The sequence below is a fragment of the Sphingobacterium sp. MAE genome (genome assembly GCF_056711605.1).
Genome location: NZ_CM160044.1, coordinates 4,698,015 through 4,715,265 on the forward strand (window position 1 = coordinate 4,698,015; position 17,251 = coordinate 4,715,265).

Consider the following 17,251-nt stretch of genomic DNA (forward strand, 5'->3'; position numbering starts at 1 on the left):
AGTCTAGCGCTATTAAATTATTATTTTAACTTTATTGACTATCGATATGAATAAAGGGGAGGTAAACTATAAAATATGCCTCAGTATACTGTATTTCAAAACCTTGGACATGATAAAAATCATACACATGTGCGATCATTTGTGTTCCATAGCCCGCTGAATCCACATCTGGATTTTTTAACAACACCGTGTTTCGCACAACAAGCTGGCCGTGGGTTTCAATAATGGAGATCGACAGTGGTTTTTCCCTATTGAGCTCATTATGCTTAATCGCATTTTCGATCAGGATCTGCAAACTAAAACGGGGAATATATAAAGCCATCGATTCTGTCGAAATATTGATTTCTAAAGGATTTAAGGTGTCTGCAAAGCGAATCTTTTGTAGAAAAAAATATTCTTCTGCTAGTACGATTTCTTCTTTTATTGTTGTCAACCCAGTTTCATCACGACTTAAGAACTTACGGTATACCTTTGCCATTTTGCCCACAAAAGCCTTTGCTTGGATTGGGTCTTTACCTATTAATTGCTGCAAAGAACCCAATGCATTGAATAAAAAATGAGGATCGACTTTTCTTTTTAAATTTTCAAATCGCAGCAAAGCATCTTCTTTCTGGTACTCCAAATTCCTTAACATCAATTGCTTCGCTTTTCTGTTTTGCAAATCAATTAAAAACATAAAAACCAACATAGTAGCTATTCCAATTGCTCCAAGAAGAAAAGTTGTATTACCAATATCGCGAACTTCTTCTTCTGTCATTATTAATAATACATTTACAAAAAGTTTACTGTTTGACCATATGCCTTGAAGCTTAAACTCTTCCATCAAAACTTCCATGTGTATATAGTCCGACACCATTGTACTATCTTTTAATGGGTATCTCTTCCAGGTCGTCACTCTCTTTTGTCCAATACGCTTTACATCAGGATAAATGAGACATATCCCATCTGCATCATAAACTTCAAAATAGGCATGCCTTCCAAAATTTCTTCCCCAAAAATAAGCGTTCAACTTATGTAGATCTAATGTCAGCTGCAATATTCCGGCACTGGTCGTGACATAAGCATGTATGTACATTCCTTTGTTACTCTTTATAAAACGAGTCGAAGAGCGGTCAACAGATAATTCATTACTAATAATAGCGGAGTCTATATTTAGCGAATCAACATACCATGTGAGCCTTTTTGAATAATTTCCCGATTCAGGCTTCCAGTACGTATAGGCAACAAGAAATCGTTTAACGCTGTCTTGTTCAATGAGTTTATTCATAAACTCTTGCTGACCTTCATCTGCAGCAAGTCCCATTAAGTGAAAAATGCGATCAAAATCGTCAAATTCTTTTTGAACAAGCTCTGATTTTTCTAATGATACCTCCTTTAAAATACGTTTATTCAATCGCTCCAAACGTTGATCTATCACACGAAACATGATGATATATATGGACACTACAAAAACGAGTGCCAGACCTAAGATGCGTATTCTATTACGTGTAAAAGAAATTGAAGCCACTATGTATTTATTCAAAATCAAAAATTAAAACAACTATTCATCAATTTAAAAGATCAAATGACCTATGAATTACTATATCTTGAAAAATTTATATGGAAATAGCAGAAAAAATACTAACTTAAAGTATTGAATACCACAAAAATACTTCATTATGAAAAATTATAGACCAAAAATCAATGGAGGAACCTGCATTTGGTTACTGATTATCTTAACTATCCTTATTTTTAAATATTATGGAAGTATTAATAATGGAATTTATCTAAGTGCACTGTTATCAACCGTATTTCTTGGTTCCATCTGGTACATCATTTTTATATTTCCAAAATATAGTATTGTTGACAAATCCTTGAAGTTGAATCATTTTTTAGAACAGAAGACAATTTCAATTCCTTCAATCCGAAAAATTGAACGAAATCAAACTAGAGGACTGTACCCATTTTTTAATCCATATCAAAAGGGGCTGGTGGTACACTTTAATATATATGATGATGTCTTTATCAATCCAAATTCCGAGGATACTTTTCTCCAGGAAATTTTAAAAGTAAATCCAGCAATTGAAATTATTTCATAGTAAAAGCGTTTGAATTAGAGTTCAAACGCTTTTTTATAGATAGAGCAATTGGGAGTGACCTATTTGCTTGTTAAACTTTCTTCAACTAATTCTTCTACATATTGACGAACAACATCATTTGAAAAACGACTTGTTACATCAAATGCAAATGCATGTACTAATAAAATACGTGCTGCTTGTTCTCTTATGCCTCTCGCTCTTAAATAGAACAAGGCATCATTGTCAAACTGTCCGATGGTACAACCATGTGAACACTTAACATCGTCAGCAAAAATTTCCAACTGCGGTTTTGTATAAACTGCTGATTGATCTGAAATCAACAAATTATTATTTTGCTGGAATGCGTTCGTTTTTTGAGCATCTTCACGCACAAAAATTTTACCGTTAAAAACAGCTGTTGACTCGCCTTGCGTAATGTTTTTGTACCATTCGTAAGATTCACAATGCGGTTTCATATGATCGACTTCCGTATGGTTATCCACCAACTGTTTATCATCTGTCAAATTGATACCATATAAGTGACTCTCTACATTTTCGGCATCAAGACGTATATTGATATTATTTCTAATAAAAGATGCGCCAGGGAAGTTACAGTTATAATTATTATAAAGGCTATACTTCTCTTGATATACTTCGGTATGATTGAAATAATGACTGACAGCTTCTGCGATTTGCAAATAATAGTGCTGCATTTTCGCATTCTCCTTGATCACGATTTCCGAAACTTTATTTTGAATGTTTTTAGCAGCACCATCCACTGTCATATAGGACTCAATAATCTCTACCTCAGCATTGGCATCTACAACAATCAGATTACGTGTTTGCGAGAAGAAATCTTCACGGCCTGTCGCAACATGGATAATATGAATTGGTTTTGATAAAATTGTATTTTTTGCTAATGCAATAAAAACACCATTTGTATAACCGGCAGTATTTAATGCTACGAAAGGGTTATTGGCTTTATCAGCATGCTGCGCAAAATGAGCTTTAAAAGCAGGTTCCTCTACAGCATCTTCCATAGTTTTTACGATAAGACCATTTTCCTCTTCCAACGAAGAGAATGAAAGCATGTATTGACCGTTAACTAATACGATGCGGTGAGCATCCAAGTTTGGAATTTCGCCAGCACTAAAATCTAATCCTTCAATATCCACATCCGAATTCAATACATATGATTGATCGATAAGTTTATGAATATTGGTATATTTCCATTCTTCATCTTTCACAGTAGGAAAGCCAACTGCCGAAAAGCGATCAAAAGCTTGCTGACGTATCGTCGACAAAAAAGCAGGCTCTGCCACTTGCTCTTGAAAACTGTTCAACACTTGTTGAAGTAATGATTCTGAAACTAATGTATTCATTTTATATTTTAATCAAATCGCTTAAAAAACTCTATTCTTTCACAAGATTTAGGGTGATTATGCGTTTTGTGCGTCTAATTCTTTTAACCAATCGTAACCTTTTTCTTCTAATTCTAAAGCAAGTTCTTTAGGACCAGATTTCACAATGCGTCCGTTGTATAATACGTGCACAACATCAGGCACGATATAATCTAAAAGACGTTGATAGTGTGTGATCACTACAAAAGCATTATCTTTAGAACGCAATTGATTCACACCGTTAGCTACGATACGTAAAGCATCAATATCCAATCCTGAATCTGTCTCGTCCAAGATAGATAATTTAGGATTTAACATCGCCAATTGAAAAATTTCATTACGTTTTTTCTCACCACCAGAAAATCCTTCATTTAATGAACGATTCGCTAGGTTAGCAGAGAATTCAACCAATTGTTGTTTTTCTTTAACCGTTTTTAAGAACTCCTTTGCTTCCATAGGAGGCAAACCTTTATATGCACGAATATCGTTAACCGCTGTCTTTAAGAAGTTAATGTTTGATACCCCTGGTATTTCGATTGGATATTGGAAAGCTAAGAATAGACCTTCACGAGCACGATCCTCAGGAGATAAATCCAATAGATCAACATTGTCCAATAAAGCTTCACCTTCAGTTACTTCGTACGCATCACGACCAGCTAAAACATTTCCTAAAGTACTTTTACCAGCGCCATTTGGCCCCATGATGGCATGAATCTCACCTGCTTTTACTTCAAGATTTAAACCTTTTAAAATTTGTTTGCCGTCTACAGACGCGTGTAAATTTTTTATACTTAACATTTCTTTATTAGTATTGTGTATTGCCTCAAGTGCTATTAGCTAGCTCTTATTACGCAACTATATTTTTATATCTATCCTACTGAACCTTCTAATGAGATTGCTAATAATTTTTGAGCTTCTACTGCAAACTCCATTGGCAATTGATTTAACACTTCTTTGGCGTAACCATTGACAATAAGTCCTACAGCTTTTTCAGAATCAATACCCCGTTGATTGAGATAAAAGACTTGATCTTCTCCAATTTTTGAAGTCGTTGCTTCGTGCTCTAAAGTTGCTGTATTATTACGATTTTCGATGTAAGGAAAAGTATGTGCACCACAACGGTCTCCAATTAGTAAAGAATCACATTGTGTAAAGTTTCTTGCATTGTCTGCATGAGGACCGATTTTCACCAAACCTCTATAGCTGTTATGGCTTTTACCAGCAGAAATACCTTTAGAAATAATTTTTGATTTTGTATTCTTTCCGATGTGAATCATCTTGGTGCCTGTATCAGCGACTTGCATATTACGGGTCATCGCTACGGAGTAAAACTCACCAACTGAGTTATCGCCTTTCAAGATTACACCTGGATATTTCCATGTAATTGCAGAACCAGTCTCCACCTGTGTCCAAGAGATCTTACTATTGTCTCCTTTACAGATTCCTCGTTTTGTAACAAAGTTAAAAATACCACCTTTACCATCTTTATCACCAGGATACCAGTTTTGAACAGTAGAATATTTTATTTCTGCGTCTTTTTCAGCGATCAATTCTACCACTGCTGCGTGCAATTGATTTTCATCACGCATAGGTGCAGTACAACCCTCCAAATAAGAAACATATGCTCCTTCTTCAGCTACGATCAACGTACGCTCAAATTGACCGGTGTTTTGCGCATTGATACGAAAATAAGTAGACAATTCCATCGGACAACGAACGCCTTTCGGAATATATACAAATGACCCATCAGAAAATACAGCAGAATTTAATGCCGCATAAATATTATCAGTTTGAGGAACAACTGTCCCCAAATATTTTTTCACCAATTCTGGATGCTCTTGAACAGCTTCTCCAAAAGAACAAAAGATGACACCTTGCTCTTTTAGTTTTTCACGGAAAGTCGTTTTCACAGAGACCGAATCAAATACAGCATCTACAGCAACCACACCTGCTAAGATTTTCTGTTCATCCAATGGGATCCCCAATTTAGCAAACGTAGACAACAATTCTGGGTCTACTTCGTCTAAACTATTTAATTGCGGTTTCACCTTAGGTGCCGCATAATAAGAGATACCTTGAAAATCAACTTCAGGTGTTTCAAAATTTTGCCATTTAGGCATTTTTAAGGTCTGAAAATGACGGAATGCTTTCAATCTCCACTCCAATAACCATTCAGGTTCATTTTTCTTTGCCGAAATAAAACGCACGGTGTCTTCTGTAAGACCAATCGGTGCAAATTCCATTTCGATGTCTGTCGTGAACCCGTATTTATATTCTTCGAGCTCTAGCTCTTTTAGTAAATCGTCGTCTTTAGTACTCATAGTTCGCTCTCACGGTTTAAAAAATTGCACTCGGGTAAAACCCACAATCTTCTGAACGACAAAGTTACGATTTACCTGTCAATAAAACGTTACTTTTAGCAGTTTAGAACCTCATTTTGATTAAAAAAGTGACAAAAGTCACTTTCTACGCGTTCTAAGCTTAACGTATATCACTTTTTTACAAATAAATGATTTAAGATAGTGAAAATCTATAATACATCATTCAAACTATAAACAAAAGCTATATAAAAAATTAAAAACCAAAAACACGCACCATCACCAAATTAAATTTGGAACAATTGTGTATATTTACAGAATATCACCATTAAAAATAGTTGAATATGCCATTTTTGCCAGATAAAACAGATTTAAAAATTCTTAAATTATTGCAAGAGAACGGACGCATTACCAATTTGCAATTAGCATCAAGTATTGGCCTTTCTCCAGCTCCGACTTTAGAACGTGTTAGAAAACTTGAAAATTCAGGATTTATTAAAAGCTATCATGCTTTTGTTGATGAAGAGAAATTAGGTTTAGGAATCAAATCGTTTATACAGATATCTTTGGATTTTCACACCCATAATGCTATTCCAGAATTTGTTTTAGCCGTGAAAATGATTCCTGAGGTTACGGAATGTCACCACGTAACGGGTAGCTGTGATTTTATGCTTAAGGTATATGTCAAAGATATCAAAGCTTATGAAGCAGTTATCATGGAGAAAATAGCCAAGATTCCTTTTGTGAAGACTTTTCAGACGATGATGATTATGTCCACCAGCAAGAAAGAGCCCATTATTCCATTGGAATATTAAAACTAATTTTAAAAGCAACTGCTACTATTTAAATAGGGTATTGGTTTAGGTTAAGATAACCAGGAGGAAATGTTGATTATCATTAAAATACAGGTTAATAGTTCATGAACGCTCTTGATAAAGAACATTTAATTTTTTTTGTAATGTCCTACTGATTCTGAATCAGAAATATAAAAGCAAGATGTGATTGCCATTCTCATCTTGCTTCATGTAAAACGTAGAGAAGCTTTTGCAACAAAAGCAATATTATGATGTATCGCAGCCTAGCACCAGCTTCTCAGCTACATTCAACTCACTCCATTCTTATCCGCCGTAGCCCTAGACCGTTTGCGATACGTGGATGACGCCAATACCTACCATTAATCGTAGCAGTTTTTAAACACATAATCTGATGGACACTCACCGCAATCGAAAAGGTCAGGTCTGTACATTATATTTATTACCTTTACAAGACAGTTATGAGAGATCAACCAACAGCATATCATGATTTTGCACTTATTTTATCTTGGCCAGACGCCACAATAAGAGGTGATGAAAAATGGATGATGTTTTTCAAAAAAATTGGTATTGTAAAAAATCTAAATTTTAAAGTTGGACATACAGGTATTGTACTTATTTCCGCCAACACAGGTGAATTATTATATTACGATTTCGGACGATATATTTCACCCAGGGGATATGGTCGAGCACGATCTAAGGATTCGGATCCCCTTTTAAACATTGCGATCAAAGCAACATTTGACAATGGGGATATTTCCAATTTAGAAACTATAGCAATGCATTTTGAAAGTATGAAGCCTGCTATGCAGGGTAGCGGAGAGTTGTATTTTTCTATTGTAAAAAGTCTAAACTTTAAACAGGCGAAAAAATTTGCTGATTCTTGGGTTCAAAAAGGTTCTTATCCCTACGGGGCCGTAGCAAAAGGCAACAACAACTGTTCGCGCTTCATTACCCGCCTACTATTTGCTTCTTCCAAACAATTTTCTTGGATTCATCCGATCAATTTCCCAGAAACCATTAAAGCAAGTCCAATAAGTAATTTGGTCAATTCGGCCGAAAATAAAATGATTTACAGTTATACTCCGCAACATGGGTTACATAATTTCAGGATGTCACGCATCCAATCCCTCCTATTCCTGATTAAGAAATTAAGCGAAAATGTATATAGCAGTCAGGCTGCCTTATTACCAGAAGACATTACTATTGGTAGTATGCTACACAAACACAAGCCCCTCCATATCCCAGAAAATGCTCAATATCTTGGCGGTGTAGGAGAAGGAGCGTGGTTTGACTTCACTTTGCTTAAAAACAACCAACTACTCATTCAGCGATTTACCATCACAGGCACTTTCGAATATGCCATTATAGGCGAAACTGAAGAAAGAATAAAAAGTCTTAAAGACCTAAAAGTCACTTATGATAGTCATCTCATGGTCACGCATATCCTACTTCACCACAAAAAGTTAAAAGTAAATCACCTACATCATATTTCCACTCAAGAGCTACAATCCCTACTCGAAGAAGAAATGACTGCTTAACATATTTACACCAGCTTCCAATCGATTGGTTTTTCTCCATGTTTTTGCAAGAAATAATTTGCTTGCGAAAAATGCCGACAACCAAAAAAACCACGATAAACGGACAAAGGAGAGGGATGAACGGTACTCAAAATTAAATGCTTACTCCCATCTATTAAACTTGCTTTCTTTTGTGCATATGCACCCCACAATAAAAACACAACAGCATCTTTCTGATCGGAAATAGCTTCTATAACCTGATCAGTAAAGTGCTCCCATCCTCTTTTTTGATGTGAACCAGCTTGATGGGCATTGACTGTTAATGTTGCGTTTAACAAGAGTACCCCTTGCTTTGCCCAGTGCGATAAATCTCCAGATCGCGGTGTTTTAAAACCTGGAATATCAGTCTCCAACTCCTTGAATATGTTTTTTAACGATGGTGGTAAAGCAATACCATCCGGAACAGAAAATGCTAACCCGTGTGCTTGTCCATCATTATGATAAGGATCTTGTCCTAAAATAACGACTTTTAAAGAATCAAATCCTGTTAGCTTAAATGCATTAAAAACCAATTCTCGAGGTGGAAATACACGACCCTGATTTCTCGCCTGCTGTACAAAAAATGATAGTTCAGCCATATAAGGCTGATCTAAAAGTGGACCTAAAATAGGTTCCCAAGATTGATCAAAACGTTTTCCCATACTTTAAATATACAATTTTACAAAATAACAACTAAACAAGTTGCTTTAGCGCACAATTTAACGGATATTTGCAAAATTAAACTTGGTATACATTTACATTAAATATAGACATATGTCAAATCTTGTAAGAATTATTATTAGCAGTTTGCTATTGGTTGGAACTGTTGCTTTATTTTGGTTCGGCCAATGGGGATGGGGTATTTTAGGGATATTGCTGACAATTATTGGATTTGTAACGGTATTCTTCCACGAATATATGTTGTTGGCTCAATGGTTTCTTCGCAAACAAGATATGCCAAAAGCTGAAAAATGGTTAAATAAAATCACAAACTATGAGAAACAGCTAATACCTGCTCAATATGGTTACTATAATATGTTGATCGGCTTGATCGAATCGCAACGTGCTCCTATGCAAGCTGAGAAGTATTTCAAAAAAGCATTGACATTGGGTCTTCATATGGATCACAATATTGCTCTTGCAAAACTCAGCTTAGCTGGTATCTCTATGGCCAAACGCAACAAACGTGAGGCAGAGAAATATTTACAGGAAGCTAAAAAAGCAGATAAAAACAAATTGTTGGCTGATCAGATTAAAATGATGAAAGATCAAATGGGTATGATGGATCGTCAACAAATTCGTTATAGCAGATAAGGCTAACAAAACTAACGGTAAACGGCTGTTCAATTACAATTGAACAGCCGTTTCTATATAATGCCCTTCTTCTTCACTATCTTCAAAGACTACAACTATTTCTTTTGGTTTCACTTTTCCCCAATTTGGAACCGTTACTTTCAGCAAAACGGGTTCATCCGTTTTCATTAAATAATTAATATAATTTTGCTTATCCTCCAGTTTTACCATGATCTTGCCCAACGTAATCGTTCCAAATAAATAAGTTTTATTTTTCATATCCACGAGTTGCGTTCCAAAAGTATTTAACTTTAATTCTCTTCCATTTCTAGTATAGGAGGTCAAAAACAATTCAACCGATGCCGTATTCGATTTAGCATCAATTTGCACACTTTTAACATCGATTTGAATTTCATCAACCACAAGTAGATCTTTTTCAACTTGACCAACCTGTGCAAAGGCAAACTGCCCTAAAAATAAAAATGCACAAAAGATTACTAAATATTTTACACTTATTTTCATTAGAATATAATTTATTTTTTAACGGTAATAAAGCTCGTATAAGCATATTCACTGCTGTTTGTGAACGTGATGCTTATGCTGGTTTCATTTTTTAAAATGAAAAAAAGCTATGTAATATGTACATAGCTTGCTATATGATATTAAATTTTATATTATCGCAATCGATCTGCGGATTTAATTAACTTCTCGTCTCTACGAATTGCTCCAAGGGCTAGGGAAAGAAAGATAATCGAGATTGGCAATAAAAAGAAACCTACACCGATCGTTCCAGCACCTAAAAATTGATTGACAGTAACCAAATGACCACTAGCACTTGCATATAACCAGATCGCAAGCAAAATAATCAAAACAATATCTAGTATGATCAATTTGATTTGAGTCTTTCGATTTTTAAATTTGAATATGGTATAAATCGGCAATAGCCCCACGACCACTGTTGCAATGATTTGCAATATATACCAAAAACTAGTTTCATGTGTCGGCAGGCCTGCTGATGTACCATACACACCTGTAACTTTAACGTCTTTTCCGAGACCTACAAGGTCATTATAATGAACATAAGGAAACAAAAATAAGCCAAACAAAATCAGTCCAGCAACGAGTAAATAAATGGTTTGAATACGTTGAATCATTTTTATATATTAAATTGATTGATGACAAACTTAGATAAATTTGATTGTAAACACAATATATTTAGTGTATAATCAAAAGGAAATTTGTTCGCTATTAGCTATTTTAAAGAACACCTATCAGCCTTTGATACGTATCTGTGATGATTCTTCAATCCTTCATATAAACGGCCTCCAAGGTCGTTTTCTCGCTGCTATTTTGATCAGTTGGCAAGAAACTTCCAATTTTACAATAACAAAATACACAGTAATAGTCAGCACTCCCTATAATAACAATTAAATTGAACTTTTGATTTGCTTATTTTTACTTTTGTGTTATGTTATATATTTATGGCGCTACAGCACACGCTAAAGTTTCAGTTGAAACTGCCGAAGAACTACATATCAGAATATTAGGTCTTATTGATAAATCATTGCTAATAGCATCCGTTTTTGATTATCCTGTTAAACTTCGTCATGAGGTCAATAACGATGATGAACAATTTTTCATTGCCGTTCATGATTCAGGATTACGTCAACGCATTGTTTTAGAAAATCACAGTTGGGCGTACTGCTCGCTACTACATCCCAAAGCTAATATCTCAAAAAGAGCAGAAGTGGGCAAAGGTACAATTATCTTACCAGGAGCATCAATAGCACCAGATGTACAGATCGGCAATCACTGTATCATCAGCAGCAATGCTGTCATTGGAAGTAATACAATTATTGAAGACTTCGTCAATATCGGGGCCAATAGTACTATCGGCAGCAATGTACTGATCGGACGGGGATCCGAGATTAGTGCCAATATCCATATACCAGCAGAAGAAACTATCGCTAAAGACAGCTATATCGAAACCACAATACCTGTGCAATAATTTTTTAAATAAAATAGTTTGCTGATCTCGAAACGCTCTTCGTAAGATTTATACTCCTAAGCCCATCTCACATTTGAAGATGGGCTTAGGAATGCTTTAAATACCTGCAGAATGGAATTGCAGGTCGTATAATTTCTTATAGTAACCATCGATATTGAGTAGTTCATGATGGGTTCCCACCTCCATGATCTCTCCTTTTTCCAATACGATAATTTTATTTGCCCTTTGAATGGTAGAGAGTCGATGTGCAATCACTATAGCTGTTCTTCCTACCATTAGATTGTCTATAGCATGTTGGATGAGCTCTTCGGTTTCTGTATCAACAGAAGATGTGGCTTCATCGAGTACCAAAATACGTGGATCATGCACCAATGCTCTAATAAATGAAATCAACTGGGCTTGACCTGATGACAAGGTGGCTCCTCTTTCTTGAACCTGATAGTCATATCCGCCCGGCAAACGCATAATAAAATCGTGTGCACCGACCTGTTTAGCAGCTGCAATGATAGATTCTCGCGTGATATGCTCATCGTGCAGATCTATATTGTGTAAGATGGAATCTGAAAATAAAAATACATCCTGAAGTACAGTTGCTATCGTTTTTCTAAGAAAATTTAACTCATATTGCCGAATATCAACACCATCCAATAAAATCTGTCCTTTATTGATTTCGTAAAAACGGCTTAGAATATTAATGGTCGATGATTTCCCTGCCCCCGTCGCACCGACTAAAGCTAGTGTCTCACCTGGAGCAACTTTAAAACTGACATCTCTCAACACCCAGTTTTCATCATTGTAAGCAAACCATACATTTTTAAATTCGATCTCTCCACGAATATGATCGGGTTCTAATGTTCCTGAATTAGGAGTATGTTCATCGGTATCCAATACTTCAAATATACGTTCAGCACTTACCATTCCCATTTGTAAGGTGTTGAATTTATCGATCAATTCTCGGATTGGGCGAAAGATCATATTAATATACATGATAAATGCAACCACAACTCCTGGAGAGATCACATCTCCCAAAATCTGCTTAGCTCCAAACCAGACCAACAAACCTAATGAAATGGCCATGATAATCTCTAAAACAGGGAAAAATATAGAGAAGTACCAATTTGCACGGATATGAGCATTGCGATGGTGACCGTTGATCTCTTTAAATTTATCCATCTCCTGTTCTTCCCGAGCAAAGTATTTGATAATACCCATACCTGAAATATGTTCCTGCAAAAAGGTATTCAAATTTGAAACCCATTTACGAACATCTTGAAAAGCAGATTTCATCGCCTCCTTAAAAATATAAGTTGCGGCGACCATAAGCGGCATAGGTACCAATACAATTAATGTTAGTTTCCAGTCCGTATAAAACATGACCCCTAGAATAACGATGAGCTGCAATAAATCGCCAATAATTTGGATCAAGCCCTCAGAAAAGATATTTGATATAGTCTCTAAATCTGAAATGGTACGTGTGATCAATTTCCCTAAAGGTGTCTGATCAAAATATTTTAAACGAAGTTTTGTAATATGATTAAACACTTCAATACGAATATCCCGAATCACAGATTGCCCCAAGGTATTGGTCATTAAAGTATGATAATACCGTACGAGTGTCTGTACAATTAACAATACGATCATCAGGATGAACATCAAACTCAATCCTGCTGTATTAAATTGTAAAATGTATTTATCCAGTGTATACTGGATCAGCATCGGTAATGCTGGAGCGACAGCTGCCAGTAAAATCGTCAATACTACGGATATCCAAAAAACACCACCATAAGGCTTCATATATTTGACCATCCGACGCAACAAATTTACGTCATAAGTTTTTCCTAGTATTTTCTCTTGACTCACTTTTTCTAGTTTACAGGGTAAGGATAGGCCACTTCCGTCAAATATAAGCCATGAGCTGGAACTGATGTTCCTGCCATTGATCGATTCTGACTCGCGATGACTTCTTCCATAAATGAAATTGGTTTACCTTTTATTCCGATCTCCAACAAGGTTCCAACGATAGCACGTACCATATTACGCAAGAATCGATCCGCGGTAATATGAAAAACAAGTTTTCCTTCGTCCTCCCAGATCCATTGCGCTCTTGATATGGTACATATATTAGTAAAGACTTGTGTATTCGATTTGCTAAAACAACTGAAATCCTTTTTTCCTAACAAAAATTCCGCAGCTTTGTTCATTTTTTCAACATCGGGAATATCCCTTAGAAATGAAGAGTATTCATATCTAAAAGGATCTTTCTCAAAGTGAAGATGGTACTCATAAGAACGGCGTATCGCATCAAAACGTGCATGTGCATCTTCATGTATCGGAACGACGGATTTAACGGAAATATCATGAGGCAAAAGTCCATTTAACGCATATAAAAAACGCTCTGGATTGGCCAATATTCCTGTCGCATCTGCATCAAAATGAACGAATAACTGTTTTGCATGAACACCAGCATCTGTTCTTCCCGCTCCAATCGTTTCCGTCGGCACACGCAATAAAATAGCTAATGCATCATTCAATCTTTCTTGAACAGAAACGGCGTTGTTTTGAACCTGCCATCCATGGTAATTCTTTCCAAAATAAGCTACCTCGATAAAAAATCTACTTTTCTTCATTTTCAATGACAAAGGTATGAATTAGCAAGAAGATACAAGAATCCAACGCAGACAGAACTGTCTGAATAAATTCATAAAAATAAAAGTTAGCTAGCAATTTAGCATAATAGATAAGTACTAAATCCGAGTTTCAAAAAAATCAAAAAAAAATGTAACGTTTGCAAATTCTGATGACTTACTGGACATACATTAAAAAATTATAACAATTTTAAACTAAAAAATATGAATACTTTAAACATCATCCGGTCGGTCAAATCGAAAATGAAAATTGAATTTTCAGTGCAGGTGCTAGGCATGCTCCTTCTGGCTTTTTTACCCACCTATTTTGGATTTACCAAGCAGCTTGCTCTTGTCTACTATTTCTTTTACACCATTATGCTCATCTTTGCCATCTATTATATCAGCAAGTTTTATTCCTTTTATAAAAAGGCAGAGAACATCAATTCTGAAAATAGACAAGATGCAAACTGGTTTTACCATGAACTACGTATCGAATTAGCTCATTACAAAAGCTTTCATTATATCACAACTTTTATTGCATCTGGTTTTGGCATTCTTTATTGTTACTTCAATAAAATAACCCTCATATCTCTTATCAATAAATTAGAAATATTGATACCAAGTCAAATAAATTTAATCATCATGAGCTTGACAACTGTATTCATCTTATTTGTTCTAGCAGAATCAGCAGTAAGCTGGTCTTTTAGAAAGGAATTAAAAGATCTAAAATCTATTTTAGGGCTATAGATGTATGGCAATTAGGTCTAGGCTTATACGAAGTACATCGGAGTTATTAAAATCAGATTGGGTATCCAATATATACTGGATACCCAATCTGATTTTAATAATATAACAACAAAGCTAGGTTATGCCAATGCTTTTTGTGCAATATATACTTTCTTCAAAGCAACAGGGATACCTTTGTATAAGTTATTCCACTCTACTGTCGTGCATCTTCTTTTCATCCCATCAAATGATCTCACAAACAAGTTTTCAATGATAAATTTTACGTAGTCATTTCCACGTTTATGTAACCATCCCATCACTTTGATCCGATCTCCAATCTTTTGTATTTGCCCGTTTGTAAGTAAAAGTTTCAAGAAATTCACAGCTGCCTGAAGAATGCCTGCGAAGTTTTCCCGACTAGACAATTGACGTATTTCGTCATGTATTTCTTTATAATAAGCAGTTATATAATCCGTTGCTTTATTTTCATTAATTGTATCCATATTATTTTTTCTATTTGCCTTGATTTAGTTAATAAGTTTTAACACAGGTTCTTCCATCAAAAACGATAACACATATCTCATATTGACTCGTACCTTTATTTTTTACGATCTTTTCGCCAATATATTATGCTCATTTATTTTTTCTAAGATTGATTGATCAAAATCATACCAGATCCAGGGCATTCTTCTCGTTTTTTCTATCCTTCTTTTGCCAACTTATTTGCCACTACTACGAATAACGTGCCATCAGCACAAAAACAATGAAAACAGACATTAAAACAACAATTTCATTACAATTCAAGCCAAATTACGTCCAAAATTGTCAATCAAAATGATAGGGTTTTATCAAAATGATCAGTCACACATCCGCTATAAAAACTTATATATAACTGACATTGGAAAATCAAAAGGTTGGATTTATAGATTCGAATGAAGAATTGTTATTGGGCAAAAAAAACTACAGATATGTAAAAGGGCTTGTACAATGATGTTTGTACAAGCCCTTTGCAATAGTTGCGTTGATAATAGACATTTTGTCTGAAATGTCATATTATCGCTTAGTTATTTGGTCAATATTACCTTTTATTGTTATGCATTGATGACCTATTTTTTTACTACAGTCAACACTGCTTTGCTATTCCCTTGGCTCAGATCTACCGTTAGGATATAACTTTCACCTACAGTAAGTGATTTACCAGCAACAATGCCGAGGTTACCCGAATCTCGACCATTTGTTCCAGTGCCAATAAATATTAAATCACTTTCAGTGCTGATCGTTGTTGCTCCAAACTCACCTCCCCAATTTTTTTGGTGGAAAAACTTAAAGTTGATATTGTCTTTATGAATAGACTCACCCGCTTTAACCGTAATTTGATACTTTTTATTACCTATTGGTACTAAACATAAAGCATTCCCCGGATTCCACCCGACTTGGTTAACTGCAATAGTTGGTTTACCGATACCCTCGCCAATAATCCAGATGGCTCCTGTACCATCTGCCTTTAAAGTCGCTAAGTTTGTTCCATCCATCGCTTCTACAACAAAATATTTCATTTTAAAATCTGCTGTCACACGGTATTTACCATTGATACCATTGAAATTGATTGTTCCATCTGATTTTTGAGTAAAATAATCGGGATCAATCCACCAGCTTTCTAAGCCATCAATTCCATCAAAATCAATTTTATCACCATTTTTCAATTCCATCTCTCCTTTAAAATGATCATCATCGATACGACTGAACAACGTACCATTCATATAAATATTAATAAAAGGTGATGCTGCATAAGTCAAGGTGTTAAACTTGATACTATATACACCAGTTGTTAAATTAGTAAATGGAATCTCTGCAATAGAACCAATATCTACCGTATTATTTACCCATCCAAAATTCATTTCATTTCCTTGTGTTCCTACCTTAGGAGCATGAATATATCCTTTTACTGAAGATGGAAAACTTTCTGTCGCAGCATATTCATTTGGCCCTACTTTTTCCATTTTATACGATTTAGATTCAGTTACTAAATTTAAGTAAGGAAAATCAGGTCTAGTCAACTCAATTTCATAAGCTTGCTCAGTCGTTTTTTGACTTATATTCTGCAAGACAAATTTCAATGTCGCCTTTCCGTTTGGAATATTCTTATAGAAGGGTATCAAAATCTTTCCGCTATATTCCCCGTTCTCCTTTGTGCGAATAATAGTTTCAGACACTTTATCATCGGTAAAAAATAGTTGTACTTTTACTGTTGACAATGCTATTTCTTGATCCGATGCGTGGAGTTTAAATACTAAACTATCTCCAAAATGAGCCGATGAAACATCAGATTTCAGTTCGATTTTAGGTTCTCCTATTTGATACACATATTTTTCATCCTTTTTACAGGAATACAAAGCTGCTAGTGCAGCCGTACCCAACAGGAAATTTAAAATAAGTCTTTTCATAATGTCA

17 protein-coding genes are annotated in these 17,251 nt (G+C 35.2%); 6 read left to right on the plus strand and 11 right to left on the minus strand.

Annotated elements, in window-relative coordinates:
* Positions 1-31 precede the first annotated feature (31 nt).
* Positions 32-1,522 (minus strand): sensor histidine kinase, encoded by a 1,491-nt coding sequence (locus tag AC06G9_RS20060; protein WP_480957014.1) that lies wholly within the window; start codon positions 1,520-1,522, stop codon positions 32-34.
* Between the two features lie 136 nt (positions 1,523-1,658).
* Here AC06G9_RS20060 and AC06G9_RS20065 point away from each other — a divergent pair, with 136 nt between their 5' ends.
* The gene (locus tag AC06G9_RS20065) at positions 1,659-2,078 is read left to right on the plus strand and encodes a PH domain-containing protein (protein WP_480957015.1); all 420 of its coding nucleotides are present in this window, start codon (positions 1,659-1,661) and stop codon (positions 2,076-2,078) included.
* A 59-nt stretch (positions 2,079-2,137) separates the two neighbouring features.
* On the opposite strand, the gene sufD is transcribed toward AC06G9_RS20065, so the two are convergent.
* From sufD to sufB, 3 genes are all read right to left on the minus strand, one after another.
* The gene (gene sufD, locus AC06G9_RS20070; protein WP_480957016.1) at positions 2,138-3,439 is read right to left on the minus strand and encodes a Fe-S cluster assembly protein SufD; all 1,302 of its coding nucleotides are present in this window, start codon (positions 3,437-3,439) and stop codon (positions 2,138-2,140) included.
* Positions 3,440-3,496: 57 nt separating this feature from the next.
* Positions 3,497-4,255, minus strand: a complete 759-nt coding sequence (gene sufC, locus AC06G9_RS20075) for a Fe-S cluster assembly ATPase SufC (protein ID WP_021192429.1) — start codon at positions 4,253-4,255, stop codon at positions 3,497-3,499.
* A 71-nt stretch (positions 4,256-4,326) separates the two neighbouring features.
* Complete coding sequence (sufB, locus tag AC06G9_RS20080) at positions 4,327-5,778, minus strand: Fe-S cluster assembly protein SufB (protein ID WP_045753408.1); 1,452 nt, start codon at positions 5,776-5,778, stop codon at positions 4,327-4,329.
* Positions 5,779-6,119: 341 nt separating this feature from the next.
* Between sufB and AC06G9_RS20085 the strand changes: the two genes are divergently transcribed.
* The gene (locus AC06G9_RS20085; protein ID WP_045753407.1) at positions 6,120-6,590 is read left to right on the plus strand and encodes an Lrp/AsnC family transcriptional regulator; all 471 of its coding nucleotides are present in this window, start codon (positions 6,120-6,122) and stop codon (positions 6,588-6,590) included.
* Positions 6,591-7,048: 458 nt separating this feature from the next.
* Positions 7,049-8,128 carry a DUF6695 family protein gene (locus tag AC06G9_RS20090; protein WP_346568418.1) on the plus strand — a complete coding sequence of 360 codons (1,080 nt, stop codon included), beginning with the start codon at positions 7,049-7,051 and terminating at the stop codon, positions 8,126-8,128.
* Between the two features lie 5 nt (positions 8,129-8,133).
* Here AC06G9_RS20090 and ung read toward each other — a convergent pair whose 3' ends face one another.
* Positions 8,134-8,808, minus strand: a complete 675-nt coding sequence (gene ung / locus AC06G9_RS20095) for a uracil-DNA glycosylase (protein ID WP_045753405.1) — start codon at positions 8,806-8,808, stop codon at positions 8,134-8,136.
* Between the two features lie 112 nt (positions 8,809-8,920).
* Between ung and AC06G9_RS20100 the strand changes: the two genes are divergently transcribed.
* Positions 8,921-9,460, plus strand: a complete 540-nt coding sequence (locus AC06G9_RS20100; RefSeq protein WP_480957017.1) for a tetratricopeptide repeat protein — start codon at positions 8,921-8,923, stop codon at positions 9,458-9,460.
* 33 nt (positions 9,461-9,493) lie between these two features.
* Here AC06G9_RS20100 and AC06G9_RS20105 read toward each other — a convergent pair whose 3' ends face one another.
* Together AC06G9_RS20105 and AC06G9_RS20110 are read right to left on the minus strand one after the other, a co-directional pair.
* Positions 9,494-9,961 (minus strand): hypothetical protein, encoded by a 468-nt coding sequence (locus tag AC06G9_RS20105; protein WP_248755464.1) that lies wholly within the window; start codon positions 9,959-9,961, stop codon positions 9,494-9,496.
* 152 nt (positions 9,962-10,113) lie between these two features.
* Positions 10,114-10,593, minus strand: a complete 480-nt coding sequence (locus AC06G9_RS20110) for a DUF4293 domain-containing protein (protein WP_045753403.1) — start codon at positions 10,591-10,593, stop codon at positions 10,114-10,116.
* Positions 10,594-10,907: 314 nt separating this feature from the next.
* Between AC06G9_RS20110 and AC06G9_RS20115 the strand changes: the two genes are divergently transcribed.
* Positions 10,908-11,447, plus strand: coding sequence for a PglD-related sugar-binding protein (locus tag AC06G9_RS20115; RefSeq protein WP_480957018.1), 540 nt, complete (start codon positions 10,908-10,910; stop codon positions 11,445-11,447).
* A gap of 96 nt (positions 11,448-11,543) precedes the next feature.
* Here AC06G9_RS20115 and AC06G9_RS20120 read toward each other — a convergent pair whose 3' ends face one another.
* Together AC06G9_RS20120 and truA are read right to left on the minus strand one after the other, a co-directional pair.
* On the minus strand, positions 11,544-13,307 hold the full coding sequence (locus AC06G9_RS20120) for an ABC transporter ATP-binding protein (RefSeq protein WP_480957019.1): 1,764 nt from the start codon (positions 13,305-13,307) through the stop codon (positions 11,544-11,546).
* A gap of 5 nt (positions 13,308-13,312) precedes the next feature.
* Positions 13,313-14,074, minus strand: coding sequence for a tRNA pseudouridine(38-40) synthase TruA (gene truA / locus AC06G9_RS20125; protein ID WP_480957020.1), 762 nt, complete (start codon positions 14,072-14,074; stop codon positions 13,313-13,315).
* Positions 14,075-14,296: 222 nt separating this feature from the next.
* Between truA and AC06G9_RS20130 the strand changes: the two genes are divergently transcribed.
* The gene (locus AC06G9_RS20130) at positions 14,297-14,821 is read left to right on the plus strand and encodes a hypothetical protein (protein WP_480957021.1); all 525 of its coding nucleotides are present in this window, start codon (positions 14,297-14,299) and stop codon (positions 14,819-14,821) included.
* A gap of 119 nt (positions 14,822-14,940) precedes the next feature.
* Here AC06G9_RS20130 and AC06G9_RS20135 read toward each other — a convergent pair whose 3' ends face one another.
* Both AC06G9_RS20135 and AC06G9_RS20140 read right to left on the minus strand, forming a co-directional pair.
* The gene (locus AC06G9_RS20135; protein WP_045754262.1) at positions 14,941-15,303 is read right to left on the minus strand and encodes a DUF7674 family protein; all 363 of its coding nucleotides are present in this window, start codon (positions 15,301-15,303) and stop codon (positions 14,941-14,943) included.
* A 603-nt stretch (positions 15,304-15,906) separates the two neighbouring features.
* Entirely contained in the window at positions 15,907-17,244 is a 1,338-nt protein-coding gene (locus tag AC06G9_RS20140) for a DUF5125 domain-containing protein (RefSeq protein ID WP_480957022.1), read from the minus strand.
* Positions 17,245-17,251 lie beyond the last annotated feature (7 nt).